The organism is Streptomyces sp. NPDC004031, assembly GCF_053604375.1.
The window spans coordinates 19183-36786 of sequence record NZ_JBSGHL010000048.1; the positions used below are offsets into that span (position 1 = coordinate 19183).

Genomic DNA, 17604 nt, shown 5'->3' on the forward strand with positions numbered 1-17604 from the left:
TCCATGACTGCCACCGCCCCCCCGAGGCGCGTGCCCGAAGCCGGCCCCGACAGCGGGAAATCCGCTGCCGGCGGCCGGCTGCGGCCGCGTGTCATCGAACGCATCCGCCGCGGCGGACTGCCGTATCTGATCCTGCTCCCCGCCGTCCTGGTCGAGCTGCTGATCCACATCGTGCCGATGGTCTTCGGCATCCTGATCAGCTTCAAGAACCTCACCCTGTTCTACATCCACCACTGGGACAGGGCCCCCTGGTCCGGCTTCGACAACTACAAGGCCGCGGTCAAGATCCACCAGCCGATCGGCCAGGAGCTGCTGCACTCGTTCTGGGTGACGCTCTCCTACACCCTGCTGTCGGTCGCGCTGTCCTGGCTGCTCGGCGTCACCGCCGCGATCCTGCTCCAGGACAAGTTCCGCGGCCGCGGCCTGATCCGCACGATCTTCCTGGTGCCGTACGCGCTTCCGGCGTACGCGGCGCTGATCACCTGGGCCTTCATGTTCCAGCACGACACCGGTCTGGTGAACCACGTCCTGCACGACCAGCTGCACGTCACCTCCAGCAAGTCCTTCTGGCTGCTGGGCGACAACGCCTTCTGGTCGATGGTGATCGTATCGGTGTGGAAGTCCTGGCCGTTCGCCTTCCTGGCGCTGATGGCCGGTCTGCAGAACATCCCGCGTGAGCTGTACGAGGCCGCGTCCATGGACGGCGCCGGTGTCTGGCAGCAGATCCGCAAGATCACCATGCCGGCCCTGCGGCCGGTCAACCAGGTGATCGTGCTGGTGCTGTTCCTGTGGACGTTCAACGACTTCAACACGCCGTTCGTGATGTTCGGCCAGAACCCGCCGCACCAGGCCGACCTGATCTCCATCCACATCTACCAGTCGTCGTTCATCAACTGGAACTTCGGCTCGGGCTCGGCCATGTCCGTGCTCCTGCTGCTCTTCCTGCTCGTGGTGACGGCGATCTACCTGCTGGTCACGTCCAGGGGAAGGAGCGAGAACGATGTCTAGGTCCCGCTTCTCCGAACAGCCGTCCCCGATGGCCCAGCCGAAGTCCTTCCTGTGGACCCGGCGTGTCGTCCTGACGCTGCTGCTGGCCTTCGTGCTCATACCCGTGTACGTGATGGTCAGCTCGTCCCTGAAGAACCTCCAGGACGTGCAGGGCTCCTTCAAGTGGATACCCCACAGCCTGACCGTCAAGCCGTACGTGGACATCTGGAAGACCATCCCGCTCGCGCACTACTTCGTGAACTCGCTGATCGTGTGCCTGAGCGCGACCGTCTTCTCGGTGCTGCTGGCGATCTTCGCGGCGTACGCGGTGAGCCGCTACCGCTTCGCGGGCCGCAAGGTCTTCACGGTGTCCGTGCTGGCCACCCAGATGTTCCCGGGCATCCTCTTCCTGCTGCCGCTGTACCTGATCTTCGTCAACATCGGCAACACGACGGGGATCACGCTCAACGGCAGCCGGCTCGGGCTCATCATCACCTACCTCACCTTCTCGCTGCCCTTCTCCATCTGGATGCTGGCCGGCTACTTCGACTCGATCCCGCGCGACCTCGACGAGGCCGCGAAGGTCGACGGCTGCGGGCCGATCCGTGCGCTGTTCCAGGTCGTCGTGCCGGCCGCCGTGCCGGGCATCGTCGCCGTGAGCGTGTACGCGTTCATGACGGCCTGGGGTGAGGTGCTCTTCGCGTCGGTCATGACCAACCAGTCCACCAGGACACTGGCGGTCGGCCTGCGCGAGTACGCCACCCAGAACGACGTGTACTGGAACCAGGTCATGGCCGCCTCCATCGTGGTGAGCGTGCCGGTGGTCGCCGGATTCCTGCTCCTCCAGCGTTACTTGGTCGCCGGGCTCACCGCCGGCGCGGTCAAGTGACCCTTCCCGAAAGGCAGCTTGTGAACGACCTGAGCGCTCTTCCCGCCGATTTCGTCTGGGGTGCGGCCACCGCCGCCTACCAGATCGAAGGCGCCGCGGACGAGGACGGCCGGGCCCCGTCCATCTGGGACACCTTCTCCCACACCCCCGGCAAGGTCGACGGCGGCGACACCGGCGACGTCGCGTGCGACCACTACCACCGCACGGCCGAGGACATCGGTCTCATGAAGACCCTCGGCCTGGACGCCTACCGCTTCTCCGTCGCCTGGCCCCGCGTCATCCCGCAGGGCTCCGGCGAGGTCAACGCGGCCGGTCTGGCCTTCTACGACAAGCTGGTCGACGACCTGCTCGAAGCGGGCATCACCCCCAACGCCACCCTCTACCACTGGGACCTCCCGCAGGCCCAGCAGGACCGGGGCGGCTGGCCCGAGCGCGAGACGGCGGAACGTTACGGCGAGTACGCGGCCGTGGTCGCGCAGGCGCTGGGCGACCGCGTCAAGAACTGGGCGACGCTCAACGAGCCGCTGTGCTCGGCCTGGATCGGCCACCTGGAGGGCAACATGGCCCCCGGGTGGACGGACCTGACCGCGGCGGTCCGCGCCTCGTACCACCTGCACGTCGGCCACGGCCTGGCCGTGCAGGCGCTGCGGGCGGCGTACTCCGACGTCCAGGTCGGCATCGTCAACAACCTCAGCCCGTGCGAACCGGCCACCGACCGGGAGGCCGACGTCGCGGCGGCGCGCCGGGCCGACGGCCACACCAACCGCTGGTGGCTCGACCCGATCCACGGCCGCGGCTACCCGCAGGACATGGTCGAGCACTACGGGGTCGACCTGCCGATCAAGGACGGCGACCTGGAGTCCATCGCGGCTCCGCTGGACTGGCTGGGCCTGAACTACTACTTCCGCAACGTCATCGCGGACGACCCGACCGGTCCCGCGCCGCACGCCAAGGCCGTGTACCTGCCGGGCGTGCGCCGCACCGCGATGGACTGGGAGGTCAACGCGGACGGCCTGGAGCAGCTGCTGGTCCGGCTGCACGAGGAGTACGGCGCGCGCAAGATCTTCGTCACCGAGAACGGCTCCGCCTACCGTGACACGGTCGGCGCCGACGGGCAGGTCGACGACCCGGAGCGCACGCAGTACCTGGAGGAGCACCTCGCGGCCTGTGCCCGCGCGGTCCGCCGCGGGGTGCCGCTGGCCGGCTACTACGCCTGGTCGCTGCTGGACAACTTCGAGTGGGCGTACGGCTACGACAAGCGCTTCGGCCTCGTCCACGTCGACTACGCCACCCAGAAGCGCACCATCAAGGGCAGCGGTCGCCGGTACGCCGAGATCATCGCGGCGCACCACCGCAAGGCGCGCCGCGCCGCCTGACCCGGCCCGGCCCGCGAGGGGTGACGTCACCGGTTCCGCACCGGTGCGTCACCCCTTTTCGGTTTCCGGGACGAGCAGCCGCCCGGCCGGGGGGCCGACGGGGGCGCCGCCGGACGCGACCAGGCGGCCGCGCAGCCAGGTCTCGCGCACCACACCGCGCAGTGTGCGGCCGGCGTAGGCGGTCACGGGGTTGCGGTGGTGCAGCAGGGCGGGATCGACGGTGAAGGCCGCGTCCGGGTCGAGCACCGCGAAGTCGGCGTCCCGGCCCGGCGCGACGGCGCCCTTGGCCGCGAGCCCGGCGAGCGCCGCGGGGCCCGCCGCCATCCAGCGGGCGACGTCACCGAGGGTGTGGCCGCGCCGCCGTGCCTCGGTCCACACCGCGGACAGGCCCAGCTGGAGCGAGGAGATGCCACCCCAGGCCTCGGCGAAGTCGCCGGTGTCGCGGCGCTTGAGCGCGAGCGTGCACGGCGAGTGGTCGGAGACGACGCTGCCGATCGTGCCGTCGGCGAGCGCGGCCCACAGCGCGTCCTGGTTGGCGGCCTCCCTGATGGGCGGGCAGCACTTGAACTCCGTGGCCCCGTCCGGAACCTCCTCCGCCGTCAGGGTCAGGAAGTGCGGGCAGGTCTCCGCGCTCACCGGCACGCCCGCCCGCCGCGCGGCGGCGATCAGCGGCAGCGCGGAGGCCGACGACAGGTGCAGCACGTGCACCCGGGCGCCGAGCCGCGCGGCCAGTTCCACCAGGCCCTCGACCGCGCGCTCCTCGGCGGCGGGCGGCCGCGACGCGAGGAAGTCGGCGTAGCGCGGGCCCGGCCGCTGCGGGGCGCCGTCGATCACGGCCGGGTCCTCGGCGTGCACGATCAGCAGCCCGCCGAATCCGGCGATCTCGGTGAGCGCCGCCGACAGCTCCGCCGGGGACAGCGGCGGGAACTCGTCGACGCCGGAGGGCAGCAGGAAGCACTTGAAGCCGAAGACGCCCGCGTCGTGCAGCGGCCGCAGGTCGGCGGTGTTGCCGGGCACGGCCCCGCCCCAGAAGCCGACGTCCGCGTGCACCCGGCCGCGCGCGGCGGCGCGCTTGATCTCCAGGTGGGCCGCCGTCGTGGTGGGCGGGACGCTGTTGAGCGGCATGTCCACGAGCGTGGTGACCCCGCCCGCGACGGCCGCGGCGGTGGCCGTCGCGAAGCCCTCCCACTCGCTGCGGCCGGGGTCGTTGACGTGCACATGGGTGTCGACCAGGCCCGGCAGCAGCACGTCGGTGCCCAGCTCGCGGACGGGCACACCGGGCGGCAGCGGCGCGTCGTGCGCGAGCACCGCCGTGACGACCCCGCCGCGCACGGCGACGGCCGCGGGACGTTCACCCTCGGGGGTGACGACGCGGGTGGAGCGCAGCACCAGGTCGGGGGCGCAGCCGCCCGCGTCGGAGTTCTCTACCTGCTCGGCGTCCAACGGGCGGCCTCCCGGGGGAGTTGGGGCGGGGTCTGGGACACGTCGCCAACGACCCTGTCGACGCTGCTGACGGACATGGTGGAGAGCCGCCGGGCCGGACGTCAAGGGCGGTAGGATTCCGCACAGCGAAAACCGCCTTCCGCGACGGGCCGCACCGCCGTCGTGAGCGCCGAGCAGAGGGGACCGCACGTGCCTGCGGAGCGCACCGGGGGCGTCCAGTCCCTCGAACGGGCCTTCGGCCTGCTGGAGTCGCTCGCCGACGCGGGCGGCGAACTCGGCCTGAGCGAGCTGTCCGCCGCGAGCGGGCTGCCGCTGCCCACCATCCACCGGCTGATGCGCACGCTGCTCGCCGGGGGTTACGTCCGCCAGCAGCCCAACCGCCGCTACGCGCTCGGCCCGCGGCTCATCCGGCTCGGCGAGACGTCCGCGCGGCTGCTCGGCAGCTGGGCCCGGCCGTACCTCGCGGAGCTGGTCGAGGCGACCGGCGAGACCGCGAACATGGCACTGCTGGACGGCGACGAGGTCGTCTACGTCGCGCAGGTGCCCTCCCGGCACGCGATGCGGATGTTCACCGAGGTCGGCCGGCGCGTGCTGCCGCACTCCACGGGCGTCGGCAAGGCACTGCTCGCCGGGCTGCCCGCGGCGGACGTACGGGCGCTGCTGGCCCGTACCGGCATGCCCGCCGCGACCGAGCGCACGCTCACCGACCCCGAGGCGTTCCTCGCCGAGCTGGAGCGCGTCCGCGCCGCGGGCTACGCCGTGGACGACGGCGAGCAGGAGACCGGGGTGCGGTGCCTCGCGGTCGGCGTGCCGGGGTCACCGGCGCCCGCCGCGATCTCCGTGTCCGGCCCGGCGGCCCGCGTCACGGACGCGGTGACGGAGAAGATCGTGCCCGTCCTGCACGCAGCGGCCCAGGGGCTCGCGGCAGCGTTCAGCGGCGCGGCAGGCGCGCCCTAGCCGCGACGGGCTGCGGCGGGCCGGTTCAGCTCCTGCTCCACCGCCTCGCGCAGCGCCGCCACCGGGGCGGCGAGCCCGCTCACCGAACCGAGGGCCGCCGCGACCAGCAGCAGCGACTGGCGCAATTGCTCGGGCTCCGGAGCGCCCCCGCCCGCCTGCCGCTCCAGCTCGGCCAGCTCCTCCTCCGCGACCGTCCGGTCGGGTAAGAAGCGGCGGTAGTGCGCGAGTTCCCGTTCGAGCCGGGTCACCGCGGTACGTAACGACACGTCACCGCCGTCCGCCGGCCGTACGGGACCCTCGCTGCGGTCTCCTTTGACCACAGGCGTCTCCCCCACAAACATTCGCCCCTGCCTCGTGCGTACCTCGTCCCCCACCGGTTCCGCCTCTCGCGTACCGGGGGCGATCAGTAAACGCCCTGCGCCGCAATTGCGCCACACGGTCGGCGAAAGATGCGTCAAAGTCGCTGTGCGGGCCACACCGAGAGGTCGAGGGTCGCGTATCCGTCCGGACCGGCGCTCACCGAGAGGCTCCTGACCGTCACCAGTGCGACGGTGCCGTCCGTGCCCACCACGCACAGCCGCGACTCCTGGACGAGCCCGGTACGCGGGACGACATGAAGCAGCGCGTCGCCCTGCGCGGCACTGCACCGCTCGCGCGTGCCGGGATCCTGCGGCGAGAGCACCACGAGGGAACCCCGGGAGGGCGCGGCGACCAGGGCGTCGCCGGTGCCGTCGTAGCCGAACGTGCCGGTGGCCGCGCCCTCCAGGGGGCGCGGCGGATCGGCGGTGAGGTCCAGGGCCTGACCCGCGCGCAGCGTGACCGCGAGGTAATCGCGCTGCAGGTCGCCGCCCGGCGCGGGGGCGCCGTCGCCGGGACCGGGGCTCGGGCTGGGGCTCGGACTCGGCGCCGCGCCGCCGGGGGCGGGCGAACCGGTGGTGGGACGCGGCACCGCCGAGACGGACGCGTGGTCACGGGAGCCGTCCCCGTCGAGGCGGCCGGCCACGACGACCCCGCCGACGACGGCCGCCGCGAGCGCGAGCCACACCACGGGGCCGCCACCACGCCGCTTGCCGCCCCGGGTGGGCACGGGCGCCCCGGCGGGCGGCGGCACGAACACCGGCACCCCGTGCGCGGGCGTCGCCCCCGGCGGCAGCGGCGGCTGCGGCGGCACCCGGCCCCCGGCGGGCGCCGCCTGCGGCGGCAGAACGGTGCCCCCCGCGGGCGTCGCCCCGGCCGGGGCAGGTACGGCGACGGGTACGGCTGGGGGCGCGACCGGCATCGGCGTCCCCCCCGCGGGGGTCCCCCCGCTCACCACGGACGGCTGCGGCGACACGGCCACCCCGGCGGCGGACGCCGCACCCGGCGGAACGAACGCGTCCCCGGCAGCAGCACCCGGCACCGCAGAAGGCTGCGGCACCACAGGCACCCCGGCGGCAGGCGTCGCACCCGGCGGCACAGGCACCCCGGCAGCGGGCGTCGCACCCGGCGCAACGAACGCGCCCCCGGCGCCAGCGCCCGGCACCACGGACGGCTGCGGCGGCACGGCCACCCCGGCGGCGGGCGCCGCACCCGGCGGCACAGGCACCCCGGCGGCAGGCGTCGCACCCGGCGGAACGGACGCGTCCCCGGCAGCAGCGCCCGGCACCAGGGACGGCTGCGGCACCACAGGCGTCCCGGCGGCGGGCGCCGCACCCGGTGCTCCCCCCGTCACCGTGCCCGGCGCGGGGGGTGGGTTTTCCGCGGTCTGCTGCGGGGGGGTCGGCCATGTGCCCGGCGGGGGCAGGGGCGGCAGTGGCGGGGGGAGGGTCAGGAGGGTCTGGAGGGGGACGGGGAGCCAGGGGTCGGGGCGGCGGCCGTGGCCGGCCTGCGCGCACATCGCGACGACCTGCGCGGGCGAGGGCCGCAGCGCCGGGTCCTTGATGAGGCAGCGGGTCACGATCTCCCGCAGCTCGCCGGGCAGTTCGTTGAGGTCGGGCTCCTCGTTGAGCTTGCGGCCGGTGTCCGGGTCGAAGGGCGCGGTGCCGATCGCGGCGTACGCGGCGAGCTGGCCGAGCGCGAAGACGTCGGTGGCGGACACGGGTGCCTTGTCCGCGGCCTGTTCCGGCGAGGAGAAGGCGGGGATGCCGGGCGCGTCGGCGGCGGCGCGGGTCACCCCGTAGCCGGTGACGCGCGGCCCGTCCGCGGCGAGCAGCACCGTGCCGGGGCCGAGCCCGGCGTGCACGACGCCCGCGTGGTGGACCGCGCGCAGCGCCTCCGCGACCCCGGCGACCAGCCGCAGCACCGTCGGCACGGGCAGCGGCCGCCCGGTGCCGGTGACGGCGGCGTGCAGCGTGAGCGCGGGCACGTACCCGGCGGCGAGCCAGTAGCGCGTGCCGTCGTGCCCACTGCCGAGCACCGGCACGGTGTAGGGGCCGCTCACCCGGCGGACGGCCTGCACGTCGTGCTCGAAGGCGGCGGCGAAACCGGCGCGGGCGGCGAGTTCGGGCCGGACGGCGGTGAGGGCGACGGGGTGCCCCGCGGGCGCGTACGCGAGGTAGACGGGCCCGAGCGAGCCGACGCCGAGCCGCGCGGCGACGCGGTGCCCGCCGATCACGGCCGGGTCGTCCGGCGTGAGCGGCTGATACAGCGGCCCCGGGTGGCCGGGGTACCCGGGGGCGGCGTGACCCCCGGTGTGCTGAGCGCCCATCAGTCCCCGTTCCTCGGGCCTACGCGGACAAGCCCGCCGACGCGGGTGCGGGGGTGCCGCGGGCGCCGGCCGGGCCGCGCGGCGCGGGCACCGACGCAGGTGCCGCCCCTCCCGGCCCGTGGCCAGACGATACCGGAAGCGGCGGGGGCGTCCGGTACCCGTTCCGACGCACGCCGGGCGCGGTATGCAGAAGCCATGGACTCTCATGGCGAGGTGGCCGGCCTGCTGCTCGCGGCCGGTGGCGGGCGGCGGCTCGGCGGCCGCCCGAAGGCGCTGCTGACCCACCACGGGCGGCCGCTGGTGGAGCACGCGGCGGAGGCGCTGCTGGCGGGCGGCTGCGGGCCGGTGCACGTGGTGCTGGGCGCGGACGCGGAGCGGGTACGGGCCGAGGCGCGGCTCGGGGCGTACGTCCCGGTGGACAACCCGCACTGGGCGGACGGCATGTCCACGTCCCTGCGGGCGGGCCTGGCCTCGCTCGCCGCGCTGCGGCCTGCCCCCGCCGCGGCGGTGGTCGCGCTGGTCGACCAGCCGGGCGTGGGCGCGGCGGCGGTGGGCCGCGTGGTGGCGGCGGCCCGCGCGGGCGACGACCTGCTGTCGGCGCTGGTGTCGGCGGCGTACGGGCAGCGGCGCGGCCACCCGGTGCTGATCGGCGCGGCCCGCTGGCCCGGGGTCGCGGCCAGTGCGTCGGGCGACAGCGGCGCGCGGACGTACCTGCGCGAACACGCGGCGCAGACCCTGCTGGTCGACTGCGCGGACATCGCCGACCCCGCGGACATCGACACCCCGCCCGACCTGCGGCTGCTGGACGCGCCCGGCCCCCGCCCGAACCACCCCTGAGCGCGACCGGTTCCGCGTCCGCCGCCCCCGCGCCTCGGCGGCAGCGCCGCACGCCACCGGCCCCGCCCGGCAGCGCGGACGGCACCGCCCGGTCGCATTGAGATTCCGCAGTGCGAAAACTATGCTTCGCCATGCAGAAGATCCACCGACACCGGTCTCCCGGCGCGCACGCCGACCGCCGGACGGACCGGCCCAGTCCAGGAGGAACCGACCGCATGTCCGCACCGACACCGCCGTCCGCAGCCGCCGTCGTCACCGGGACCGCCGGGCACACCGTGCCGCGCGAGGAGGAGGTGCTGACGCCCGCGGCGCTGGAGTTCCTCGGCGGACTGCACCGCCGATTCGCGCCCAGGCGCGCCGAGCTGCTGGCGCTGCGCGCCGCCCGCCGGGCGGAGATCGCCCGTACCGCGACACTCGACTTCCTGCCGCAGACCGCGCACATCCGCGATGACGACAGCTGGCGGGTGGCGCCCGCGCCGCCCGCGCTGGAGGACCGGCGGGTCGAGATCACCGGGCCCACCGACCGCAAGATGACGGTCAACGCGCTCAACTCCGGCGCCCGCATCTGGCTCGCCGACTTCGAGGACGCCTCGGCGCCCACCTGGGCGAACGTCATCGGCGGGCAGCTCAACCTGACCGACGCCTACGAGCGGCGCATCGACTTCACCACCCCCGAGGGCAAGTCGTACGCGCTGCGCCCGGCGCAGGAGCTGGCCACCGTCGTGGTGCGGCCGCGCGGCTGGCACCTGGACGAGCGGCACCTGACGGTGGACGGCGAGCCGGTGCCGGGCGCGCTCGTCGACTTCGGACTGTACTTCTTCCACAACGCGCGGCGGCTCCTCGACCTCGGCAAGGGCCCGTACTTCTACCTGCCCAAGACCGAGTCGCACCTCGAAGCCCGGCTGTGGAACGACGTGTTCACCTCCGCGCAGGAGGCGCTCGGCATCCCGTACGGCACGATCCGCGCCACCGTCCTGATCGAGACGATCACCGCGGCGTACGAGATGGAGGAGATCCTCTACGAGCTGCGCGACCACGCCTCCGGGCTCAACGCGGGCCGCTGGGACTACCTCTTCTCGATCGTGAAGAACTTCCGTGACGGCGGCGAGCGCTTCGTGCTGCCGGACCGGGCCGCGGTCACCATGACCGCGCCCTTCATGCGCGCCTACACCGAACTGCTGGTGCGCACCTGCCACCGGCGCGGCGCGCACGCGATCGGCGGCATGGCGGCGTTCATCCCCTCGCGGCGCGACCCGGAGGTCAACGCGACGGCGTTCGAGAAGGTCAGGGCGGACAAGGACCGGGAGGCGGCCGACGGCTTCGACGGCTCGTGGGTCGCCCACCCCGACCTGGTGCCGATCGCCCGCGCGTCCTTCGACGCGGTGCTCGGCGACCGCCCGCACCAGAAGGACCGGCTGCGCGAGGACGTGCACGTCACCGCCGCCCAGCTCATCGACATCGCCTCGCTGGACGCCCGTCCGACCGCCGCGGGCCTGCGCAACGCGGTGCAGGTGGGTGTGCGCTACATCGAGGCGTGGCTGCGCGGTACGGGCGCGGTCGCGATCTTCCACCTCATGGAGGACGCGGCCACCGCCGAGATCTCCCGCTCGCAGATCTGGCAGTGGGTCAACGCCGGTGTGGTGCTGGACGACGGGCAGAAGGTCACGCCGGAGCTGGTGCGCGAGGTGGCCGCCGACGACCTCGTGGCGATCCGCGCCGAGCTGGGCGAGGACGCCTTCGCGGCGGGCCGCTGGGAGGAGGCGCACGAGCTGCTGCTGCGGCTCGCGCTGGACCGCGACTACGTCGAGTTCCTCACGCTGCCCGCCTACCGGCAGCTCACCGGCTGAGGCGGCGCACTCCTGGACAGGGTCTAGGCCAGGCCCGCCCGTTCGGCGAGACGGCGGGCCTGGGCGCGGGTGAGCCGGGCGACGTCGTCCTCGTCCACCCGCGTCAGCCTGCCGTGCTCGACGACGGCCTCGCCGCCGACGAGCGACAGCGTGACGGGGGCCGCGGCGCCCAGCACCAGCGCGGCGACCGGGTCGGCGATCGAGGCGTGGCCGAGCCCGTCCAGTTTCCACAGCACCAGGTCGGCGAGCTTGCCCGGCTCCAGCGAGCCGATCTCGGCGGACCGGCCCAGCACCTGGGCGCCGCCCATGGTGGCCAGCCGCAGCGCCTCGCGGGCGTCGAGGGCCTTCTCGCCCGCGCCGAGCCTGGCCACCAGCAGGGCGTTGCGCAGCTCGGTGTGGAGTTCGCCGGACTCGTTGGAGGCGGTGCCGTCCACGCCGAGGCCGACCGGCACCCCGGCGGCGAGCATCGCGGGCACCCGGGCGATCCCGGCGGCGAGCCGGGCGTTGGAGGACGGGCAGTGCGCCACCCCGGTGCCGGTGCGGGCGAAGGCGGCGATGTCGGCGTCGTTCATGTGCACGCAGTGCGCCATCCACACGTCCGCGCCGAGCCATCCGGTGGACTCGAAGTAGTCGGTGGGGCCCATGCCGAACAGCTCGTGGCAGAAGGCCTCCTCCTGCACCGTCTCGCTGCCGTGCGTGTGCAGCCGTACGCCCTTGCGGCGGGCCAGTTCCGCGGCCTCGGTCATCAGCCGGGTCGACACGGAGAAGGGCGAGCAGGGGGCCACGGCGATGTGCAGCATCGAGCCGAACGACGGGTCGTGGTGGGCGTCGATCGCGGCCTCGGTCGCCTTCAGCGCGGCGTCCGTGGACTCCACGGCGAAATCCGGCGGGAGCCCGCCGTCGCTCGTCCCGCGGTCCATGGAGCCGCGCGCGGCGGTGAAGCGCACACCGGTCTCGGCGGCGGCGCGGATCTCCGCGCCGAGCAGGTCGCCGGTGCCGCGCGGGAAGACGTAGTGGTGGTCCATCGCGGTGGTCACCCCGCCGCGGGCCATCATCGCGAGCGACCCGGCGGCGCCCGCGTGCACGATGTCCTCGTCGATCCGCGCCCACACCGGGTAGAGCGTGACGAGCCAGTCGAAGAGGTTGCTGTCCTGGGCCATGCCGCGGGTGAGCCACTGGTAGAAGTGGTGGTGGGTGTTGACCAGGCCCGGGGTCACCAGGTGCCCGGTGCCGTCGATGCGGCGGTCCGCGCCCTCGGCCGCCGCGGCGGGCGCGGGGCCCGCGCCGACCGCCTCGATCACCCCGCCCGCGACGACGACATGGCCCGCGGCGTGCTCGGTGCCGGCGGCGTCCACGGTGGCGACGGCGCAGTTCTCGATGACGATGCGCTCTGCTGCGGGCATGGGCTGTACCTCTTCCGTCGTGCGGACCCTCGTGCGTGACGTCGTATCGGGTGGGCCGGTCAGCCGGTGTCAGCCGGTGCAGCCGGTCAGCCGGTGACCGGGATGCGGGCTTCGGCGCCCTCGCGCAGCACCGTGCCCTCGATGAGCCCGTAGGGGCGGTCGGCGGCGATGTACACCTCGTCCTCGTTGTCCAGGCCGAAGGGCGCGAGGTCGGCGAGGAAGTGGTGCTTGTTCGGCAGCGCGAGCTGCACCTCGTCGACCGCGGCGTCCGCCGCGCTGCCCTCGACGACCCGGGAGCCCATCGCGTACAGCGTCTGCTGGAGGGAGTACGAGTAGGTGTCCGCGAAGGCCGTGAGCAGGTCGCCGCGGGCGCGGGCCCAGGCGTCGTCCCACGCGGGCACCGGGGTCTCCGCGCCGCTCCAGGTGTAGCGCCAGCGGGCGTCCACCTCGGTGGCGAGGATACGGTCGCGGGTCTCCTGGAGGGTGGTGTACGGGTCGCGGGCGAAGCCCCAGAACTCCGAGTCGGTGGAGTTGAGCACGACGAGCCCGGTGAGCCCGGCCACGACCTCGCAGCGCTCGCCGTCGAAGGACACCTCGGCGGTGCGCACCTCGCCGCCGCGGCGCACGAAGGAGTGGCCGGAACCGCCCGGGGCGCGCTCCCAGGCGTACTCCTCGATCCGTATCCGGGCGTGCCGGACGGACGTCCGGGCGGTCACGAAGTGCCGGGCCAGCAGCAGGCCGAAGTCCTCGGCGGAGGCGATGCCGTACTTGCGGGCGAAGGCCAGCACGGTGTTCTTCATGGTGTCGGTGGGCAGCACGGCGGCGTTGGACCCGGACAGATGGACGGCCTCCATCGCGCCGGTCAGCGCGACCGAGACGTTGAGGTCCTTCAGGTGGTGGGTGCGGCCGTCGCGGGTGACGCGCACGACGCGCGTCTCCGCCTTGCCGTACCGGTTGTGGCCGAGCGTCGTGGGCATCTCGCTAGCTCCCTCGGTATACGGAGTAGCCGAACGGGCTGAGCAGCAGCGGTACGTGGTAGTGCTCGCCCGGGGTGACGGCGAAGGCCACCGCGACCTCCGGGAAGAAGGCGGCACCGGCCGCGCGGGCGGCGGTGTCGAAGACGAGCCGGGCGTGGGTGGTGCCCGCGGGGAGGGCGGGGAGGGCGGTGCAGCGGCCGTCGGGGCCGGTCGTGGCGCGGCCGAGGTCCGTCCAGGGGGCGGCGGCGCCCGCGCGGACGGCGAGCGTGACGGGCACGCCGGTGGCCGGGCGGCCTGCGGCGGTGTCCAGGACGTGGGTGGAGACGGTGGCGGGGCCGTCCGCCGGAACGTCCGCTGCGGGCTCATCGGTCACGGGGTCGTCCGTCATGCGGTCGTCGGTCATGGGGTGGCCTCCTGGGCGGTCGCCGCGAGCCTGCCGAGTCTGATGCGGTTGATCTTCCCCAGTTCGGTGCGGACGATCTCGCGTTCGGTGGGCTCGTCGTTGCCGGTCCGGGAGCGCAGCGCCTCCCGTATCAGGGCACCGGAGGCGCCGGTCGCGCAGATCAGGAAGACATGGCCGTGCGCCCGCCGGTAGGCCTCGCCCAGCTCCAGCAGCTCCGCGCGCTCCCGCGCCGCCACGCCGGACTGTTCGCGGGCGGAGGTGGGATCGCCGGGCGCGGGCCGCCCGATCGGCGGGTGCGCGGCCATCGCCTCGCGCAGGTCGGCGGCGGTCAGCCGGGTCATCGCCGAGTCGCTCGCCGCGAGCAGCTCGTCGGCGTGCGCGTACGGCCGCCCGGCGGCCACGTCCGCGCACCACGCGGTGCTCGCGCACACCTCGCGCAGCAGCGCCACGGCGGCGGCCGCGTCGGCCTGGTTGAGCCGGGAGAGCCCCGGCGGGGTGCGGGAGGTCACACGGGCACGCTAGGAGCCGCCGCGAAAGGGCGTCAACAATTTGTTGAAAACTCGCCGTTACGGTTTCCTCTCAGGACCCCTCGGCGCTCACGGCTCCTCGGCGGGCGGCGCCGGGGCCGCGCCCTCCCGGTTGAGGTAGTTGTAGACGGTGAAGCGGCTGACCCCGAGGGCCGCCGCGACGGTCTCCACGCCGTGCCGGACCACGAACGCGCCGCGCTCCTCCAGCTGCCGCACGGCCTGCTGCTTCTCCTTGCGGCCCAGCTCGGCGAGCGGGCGCCCGTGACGGCGGCGCAGGTCGGCGAGCAGGTGGTCGAGGGAGTCCGCGAGGTGCGGCAGCCGTACGGCGACGACGGGCACGCCCTCCCAGCTCAGCACGACGTCCTCGGGCCGCGCGGCCGCCGGGGCGAGCAGCTCGCCGCCGATGGCGTCCACCAGCGGCCCGAGGGCGCGCGCGAAGGGGTGCTCCGGGCCCGCCCCGCCCGCCGTCATGCCCCGCTCTCCGGCAGCGCGCTGACCTGGAGCGATATCCGGGTCGCCCCGGCGGCGAGGGTACGGTGCAGCAGCTCGGAGACGGCCGCGACGACCTCCTCCGCCGCGCCCTCCGCGGTGTTGCCGAACGGCCCGACCTCGACCCCCTCCAGCGTCCCGCCCTCGACCACCTCCCGCGCGACCACGGCGTGCCGCGGCGGCTCGTCCAGGTCGAACGGCTCGGTCGTGAACTCCAGCCTCAGTCGCACGCGTCCCCTCCTCCGTGGTCGGCCCACCCCCGCGCGGGGCGGCGGCCCGACCCTACGCGGCGCGGCTTCCCGCAGGTAGGGGCACTCCGGCCGGTGCGCGCGCCTGTGGCAGGATCATTCGGATGAACGCCACCGACCCGCTCACCGTCACCCGGATAGCCGACCGCCCGCACCTGGCCGCCCGCGTCTACGAGATCGCCGACACCTGGCCCGCCTTCACCGGGGGCGACCTGCTCGCGGCCTCACTGCTGGGCCGCGTGGTGCACGACTTCCCCGACTACTGCGTCGTGGCGACCGTCGGCGACCGCGTGGTGGCCCGCGGCCTCAGCGTCCCCTTCAACGCCGAGCTGGACGGCCGCGAGGAGCTGCCCGACCAGGGCTGGGACCGCGTGCTCGGCTGGGCGGTGCGCGACCGGGCCACCGGCACCCCGCCGACGGTCGCCAGCGCGCTGGAGATCACCCTCGACCAGGACTACCTGGGCCGCGGCCTGTCCTACCGGATGCTCGACGCGATGCGCCAGGCCGTCGCCCGGCAGGGCCATCACTCCCTGCTGGCACCCGTGCGCCCCAACGCCAAACACCTGCACCCGCACGAGCCCATGACCGAATACATCGGCCGCACCCGCGAGGACGGCCTCCCCGCGGACCCCTGGCTGCGCGTCCACATCAAGGCGGGCGGCACCGTGGAGAAGGTCGCTCCGGCGTCCATGACCGTCAGCGGCTCGCTCGCTCAGTGGCGCGCCTGGACGGGCCTGCCCTTCGACCGCGACGGCGAGGTCGTCGTGCCGGGCGCGCTGTCCCCCGTCATCTGCGACACCGCGCACGGCCACGCCGTCTACGTCGAGCCCAACGTGTGGGTGCGGCACGCGCTCTAGGGAGCGGTGAAGGCCGCGTGCGCGGCCGTGGTCAGGGCCGTGATGCCGGTCTCCAGGGTGAGGCGCGGGTGCGGGGCGAAGTGCGGGGAGTGGTTGGGCGGGAGGGCCGCGAGCCGGGACGCGGGGTCCGGGCCCGGGGCCTCGGCCCAGGCGCGCGGGCCGGTCGCGCCCAGCATCCAGTAGGCGGTGCGGATGCCGGTGACGCCGTGCAGGGCGCGGCCCGCCTCGCCGAAGAGGGCGAAGTCCTCGGTGGCGAGGGAGGGTTGCCAGCGGGTGACGCGGTGCGGGCCGAGCGCCGTGTGGTGGGCGGCGCGTACGGCGGCGGTCAGCTCGGTGTCCGGCACGGTGGGGGTGGAGCGGCTCAGGACGGTGAACTCCGGCTCCGGGGGCGCCGGTTCGGGGGCGGCTGCCGCCTCGGCCCGCACGATGCGCCGCACGGCGGCGACCGCGCGGTCCAGGGCCGCCCCGCCGAAGGCCCGTACCGTGACCTCCAGGGTCGCCCGGTCGGCGATGACGTTGCCCGCGCCGGGGGCGCCCGCGCGCAGCGAGCCGACGGTGACCACGAGCGGTTCGCCGGGCGCGGCCTCGCGGGACACCACCGTCTGGAGCCGCAGCACGACCGCCGCCGCGGTGACCACCGGGTCGGCGGCGAGCTGCGGCGCCCCGGCGTGCCCGCCGCGGCCGTGCAGCACCACCCGCAGCGTCACGCTGCCCGCGAGCAGCGGCCCTTCCGCGTGCGCGACCATGCCCGCGGGCAGCGGCACGAGGTGCTGGGCCAGCACCGCCGCGGGGGCCGGGAAGCGTGCGTAGAGCCCGTCGGCGAGCATGGCCGCCGCGCCGCTGAGCGTCTCCTCCGCGGGCTGCCCCACCGCCAGCAGCGTGCCGCGCCAGCCGTCCGCCCCGGCGGCGAGCAGGTCGGCGGTCCCGGCGAGCGCGGCCAGATGCGCGTCGTGGCCGCACGCGTGCATGACGGGGACGGTGCCGCCGTCCGGGCCGGGCGCGGTGGCCTCGCTCGCGTACGGCAGACCGGTGGCCTCGCGCACGGGCAGCGCGTCGAGTTCGGCGCGCAGCATGACGACGGGTCCGGGCCCGTTGCGCAGCACGCCGACCACGCCGTGCCCGCCGACGCCGCCGGTGACGTCGAGTCCCGCGGCGCGCAGCGCGGCCGCGAACCGCCCCGCCGTGCGCTCCTCGGCCCCCGACAGCTCGGGGTCGCGGTGCAGCGCGACGTACAGCTCGGCGGCGCGGGCCAGCACCGCGCGGGGCACGGCGCCCGCGGGGGCCCGCGGCGGCGCGGGGGTGGGGCCGTTCGGCATCAGGTGCTCCTCGGGGGACGGGCGTGACAGCGAAGTGACAGCGGATCGGTCAGTGGACGCGCGTAGAAAAGGGTCGGCCGGCCCGGACCGGGCCGCGTCCCCCGCCGAGAAGAGGGAGTCACCATGGCGATCACCAAGCAGGACACGCCGCTCGCGTCGCTGGCCCAGGAGATCCTGGAGCTGGAGTCCGAGACCTTCGAGATCACCGACTACTCGGACGCCAGCGAGGTCATGCTCGGTTCGTCGACCAGCTGCTCCAGCACCAGCACGTGCTCCAGCACCACCAGCACCACCTCCTGCACCGCCTGACGGCTTCCTCGTCGTCCGCCGCTCCGCCACCCGCTGCGTACGGGTGGCGGAGC

The 17604-nt window shown here is 74.7% G+C and carries 18 protein-coding genes; 8 read left to right on the forward strand and 10 right to left on the reverse strand.

From position 1 onward, the window contains the following. Positions 1–3 precede the first annotated feature (3 nt). The 3 genes from ACWERV_RS26705 to ACWERV_RS26715 are packed head-to-tail and all read left to right on the forward strand — an operon-like array spanning position 4 to position 3252. On the forward strand, positions 4–1008 hold the full coding sequence (locus ACWERV_RS26705; protein ID WP_398178565.1) for a carbohydrate ABC transporter permease: 1005 nt from the start codon (positions 4–6) through the stop codon (positions 1006–1008). Next, on the forward strand, positions 1001–1876 hold the full coding sequence (locus ACWERV_RS26710; RefSeq protein WP_452937568.1) for a carbohydrate ABC transporter permease: 876 nt from the start codon (positions 1001–1003) through the stop codon (positions 1874–1876). The genes ACWERV_RS26705 and ACWERV_RS26710 overlap by 8 nt, the downstream gene beginning before the upstream one ends. Positions 1877–1896: 20 nt before the next feature. Further along, positions 1897–3252: a GH1 family beta-glucosidase gene (locus ACWERV_RS26715; RefSeq protein ID WP_398178556.1), complete on the forward strand. Its 1356-nt coding sequence runs from the start codon at positions 1897–1899 to the stop codon at positions 3250–3252. Between the two features lie 48 nt (positions 3253–3300). On the opposite strand, the gene allB is transcribed toward ACWERV_RS26715, so the two are convergent. After that, a complete protein-coding gene (gene allB, locus ACWERV_RS26720) occupies positions 3301–4695 on the reverse strand; it encodes an allantoinase AllB (protein WP_452937572.1) in 1395 nt (464 codons plus the stop codon). Positions 4696–4884: 189 nt separating this feature from the next. On the opposite strand from allB, the gene ACWERV_RS26725 reads away from it, so the two are divergent. Continuing rightward, complete coding sequence (locus tag ACWERV_RS26725; protein ID WP_452937574.1) at positions 4885–5652, forward strand: IclR family transcriptional regulator; 768 nt, start codon at positions 4885–4887, stop codon at positions 5650–5652. Here ACWERV_RS26725 and ACWERV_RS26730 read toward each other — a convergent pair. Then, on the reverse strand, positions 5649–5972 hold the full coding sequence (locus tag ACWERV_RS26730; RefSeq protein WP_398178546.1) for a DUF5955 family protein: 324 nt from the start codon (positions 5970–5972) through the stop codon (positions 5649–5651). The two genes, ACWERV_RS26725 and ACWERV_RS26730, sit on opposite strands and share 4 nt — an antisense overlap. Positions 5973–6106: 134 nt before the next feature. Next, on the reverse strand, positions 6107–8338 hold the full coding sequence (locus tag ACWERV_RS26735; protein ID WP_452937577.1) for a serine/threonine-protein kinase: 2232 nt from the start codon (positions 8336–8338) through the stop codon (positions 6107–6109). A 195-nt stretch (positions 8339–8533) separates the two neighbouring features. Here ACWERV_RS26735 and ACWERV_RS26740 point away from each other — a divergent pair, with 195 nt between their 5' ends. Both ACWERV_RS26740 and aceB read left to right on the forward strand, forming a co-directional pair. Continuing rightward, positions 8534–9175: a nucleotidyltransferase family protein gene (locus ACWERV_RS26740; protein ID WP_452937579.1), complete on the forward strand. Its 642-nt coding sequence runs from the start codon at positions 8534–8536 to the stop codon at positions 9173–9175. Between the two features lie 215 nt (positions 9176–9390). Continuing rightward, the gene (aceB, locus tag ACWERV_RS26745; RefSeq protein WP_452937582.1) at positions 9391–11022 is read left to right on the forward strand and encodes a malate synthase A; all 1632 of its coding nucleotides are present in this window, start codon (positions 9391–9393) and stop codon (positions 11020–11022) included. A gap of 23 nt (positions 11023–11045) precedes the next feature. On the opposite strand, the gene ACWERV_RS26750 is transcribed toward aceB, so the two are convergent. The 6 genes from ACWERV_RS26750 to ACWERV_RS26775 form a co-directional block, all read right to left on the reverse strand. After that, the gene (locus ACWERV_RS26750) at positions 11046–12425 is read right to left on the reverse strand and encodes an 8-oxoguanine deaminase (RefSeq protein ID WP_452937584.1); all 1380 of its coding nucleotides are present in this window, start codon (positions 12423–12425) and stop codon (positions 11046–11048) included. An 86-nt stretch (positions 12426–12511) separates the two neighbouring features. Next, on the reverse strand, positions 12512–13402 hold the full coding sequence (gene pucL / locus ACWERV_RS26755; RefSeq protein ID WP_452937587.1) for a factor-independent urate hydroxylase: 891 nt from the start codon (positions 13400–13402) through the stop codon (positions 12512–12514). Between the two features lie 4 nt (positions 13403–13406). Beyond that, positions 13407–13790 (reverse strand): hydroxyisourate hydrolase, encoded by a 384-nt coding sequence (gene uraH, locus ACWERV_RS26760; RefSeq protein ID WP_452937622.1) that lies wholly within the window; start codon positions 13788–13790, stop codon positions 13407–13409. An 11-nt stretch (positions 13791–13801) separates the two neighbouring features. Then, complete coding sequence (gene uraD, locus ACWERV_RS26765; RefSeq protein WP_452937590.1) at positions 13802–14314, reverse strand: 2-oxo-4-hydroxy-4-carboxy-5-ureidoimidazoline decarboxylase; 513 nt, start codon at positions 14312–14314, stop codon at positions 13802–13804. A gap of 87 nt (positions 14315–14401) precedes the next feature. After that, positions 14402–14803 (reverse strand): helix-turn-helix domain-containing protein, encoded by a 402-nt coding sequence (locus tag ACWERV_RS26770; RefSeq protein WP_452937593.1) that lies wholly within the window; start codon positions 14801–14803, stop codon positions 14402–14404. Beyond that, a complete protein-coding gene (locus ACWERV_RS26775; protein ID WP_398178521.1) occupies positions 14800–15051 on the reverse strand; it encodes a hypothetical protein in 252 nt (83 codons plus the stop codon). Before ACWERV_RS26775 ends, ACWERV_RS26770 begins: the two co-directional genes overlap by 4 nt. Before the next feature lie 122 nt (positions 15052–15173). On the opposite strand from ACWERV_RS26775, the gene ACWERV_RS26780 reads away from it, so the two are divergent. Continuing rightward, positions 15174–15926: an N-acetyltransferase gene (locus ACWERV_RS26780; protein ID WP_452937595.1), complete on the forward strand. Its 753-nt coding sequence runs from the start codon at positions 15174–15176 to the stop codon at positions 15924–15926. Here ACWERV_RS26780 and ACWERV_RS26785 read toward each other — a convergent pair. Then, positions 15923–17242: an amidohydrolase gene (locus ACWERV_RS26785; protein WP_452937598.1), complete on the reverse strand. Its 1320-nt coding sequence runs from the start codon at positions 17240–17242 to the stop codon at positions 15923–15925. The genes ACWERV_RS26780 and ACWERV_RS26785 overlap by 4 nt on opposite strands. Before the next feature lie 123 nt (positions 17243–17365). Between ACWERV_RS26785 and ACWERV_RS26790 the strand changes: the two genes are divergently transcribed. After that, complete coding sequence (locus tag ACWERV_RS26790; protein ID WP_033175763.1) at positions 17366–17551, forward strand: thiazolylpeptide-type bacteriocin; 186 nt, start codon at positions 17366–17368, stop codon at positions 17549–17551. Positions 17552–17604 lie beyond the last annotated feature (53 nt).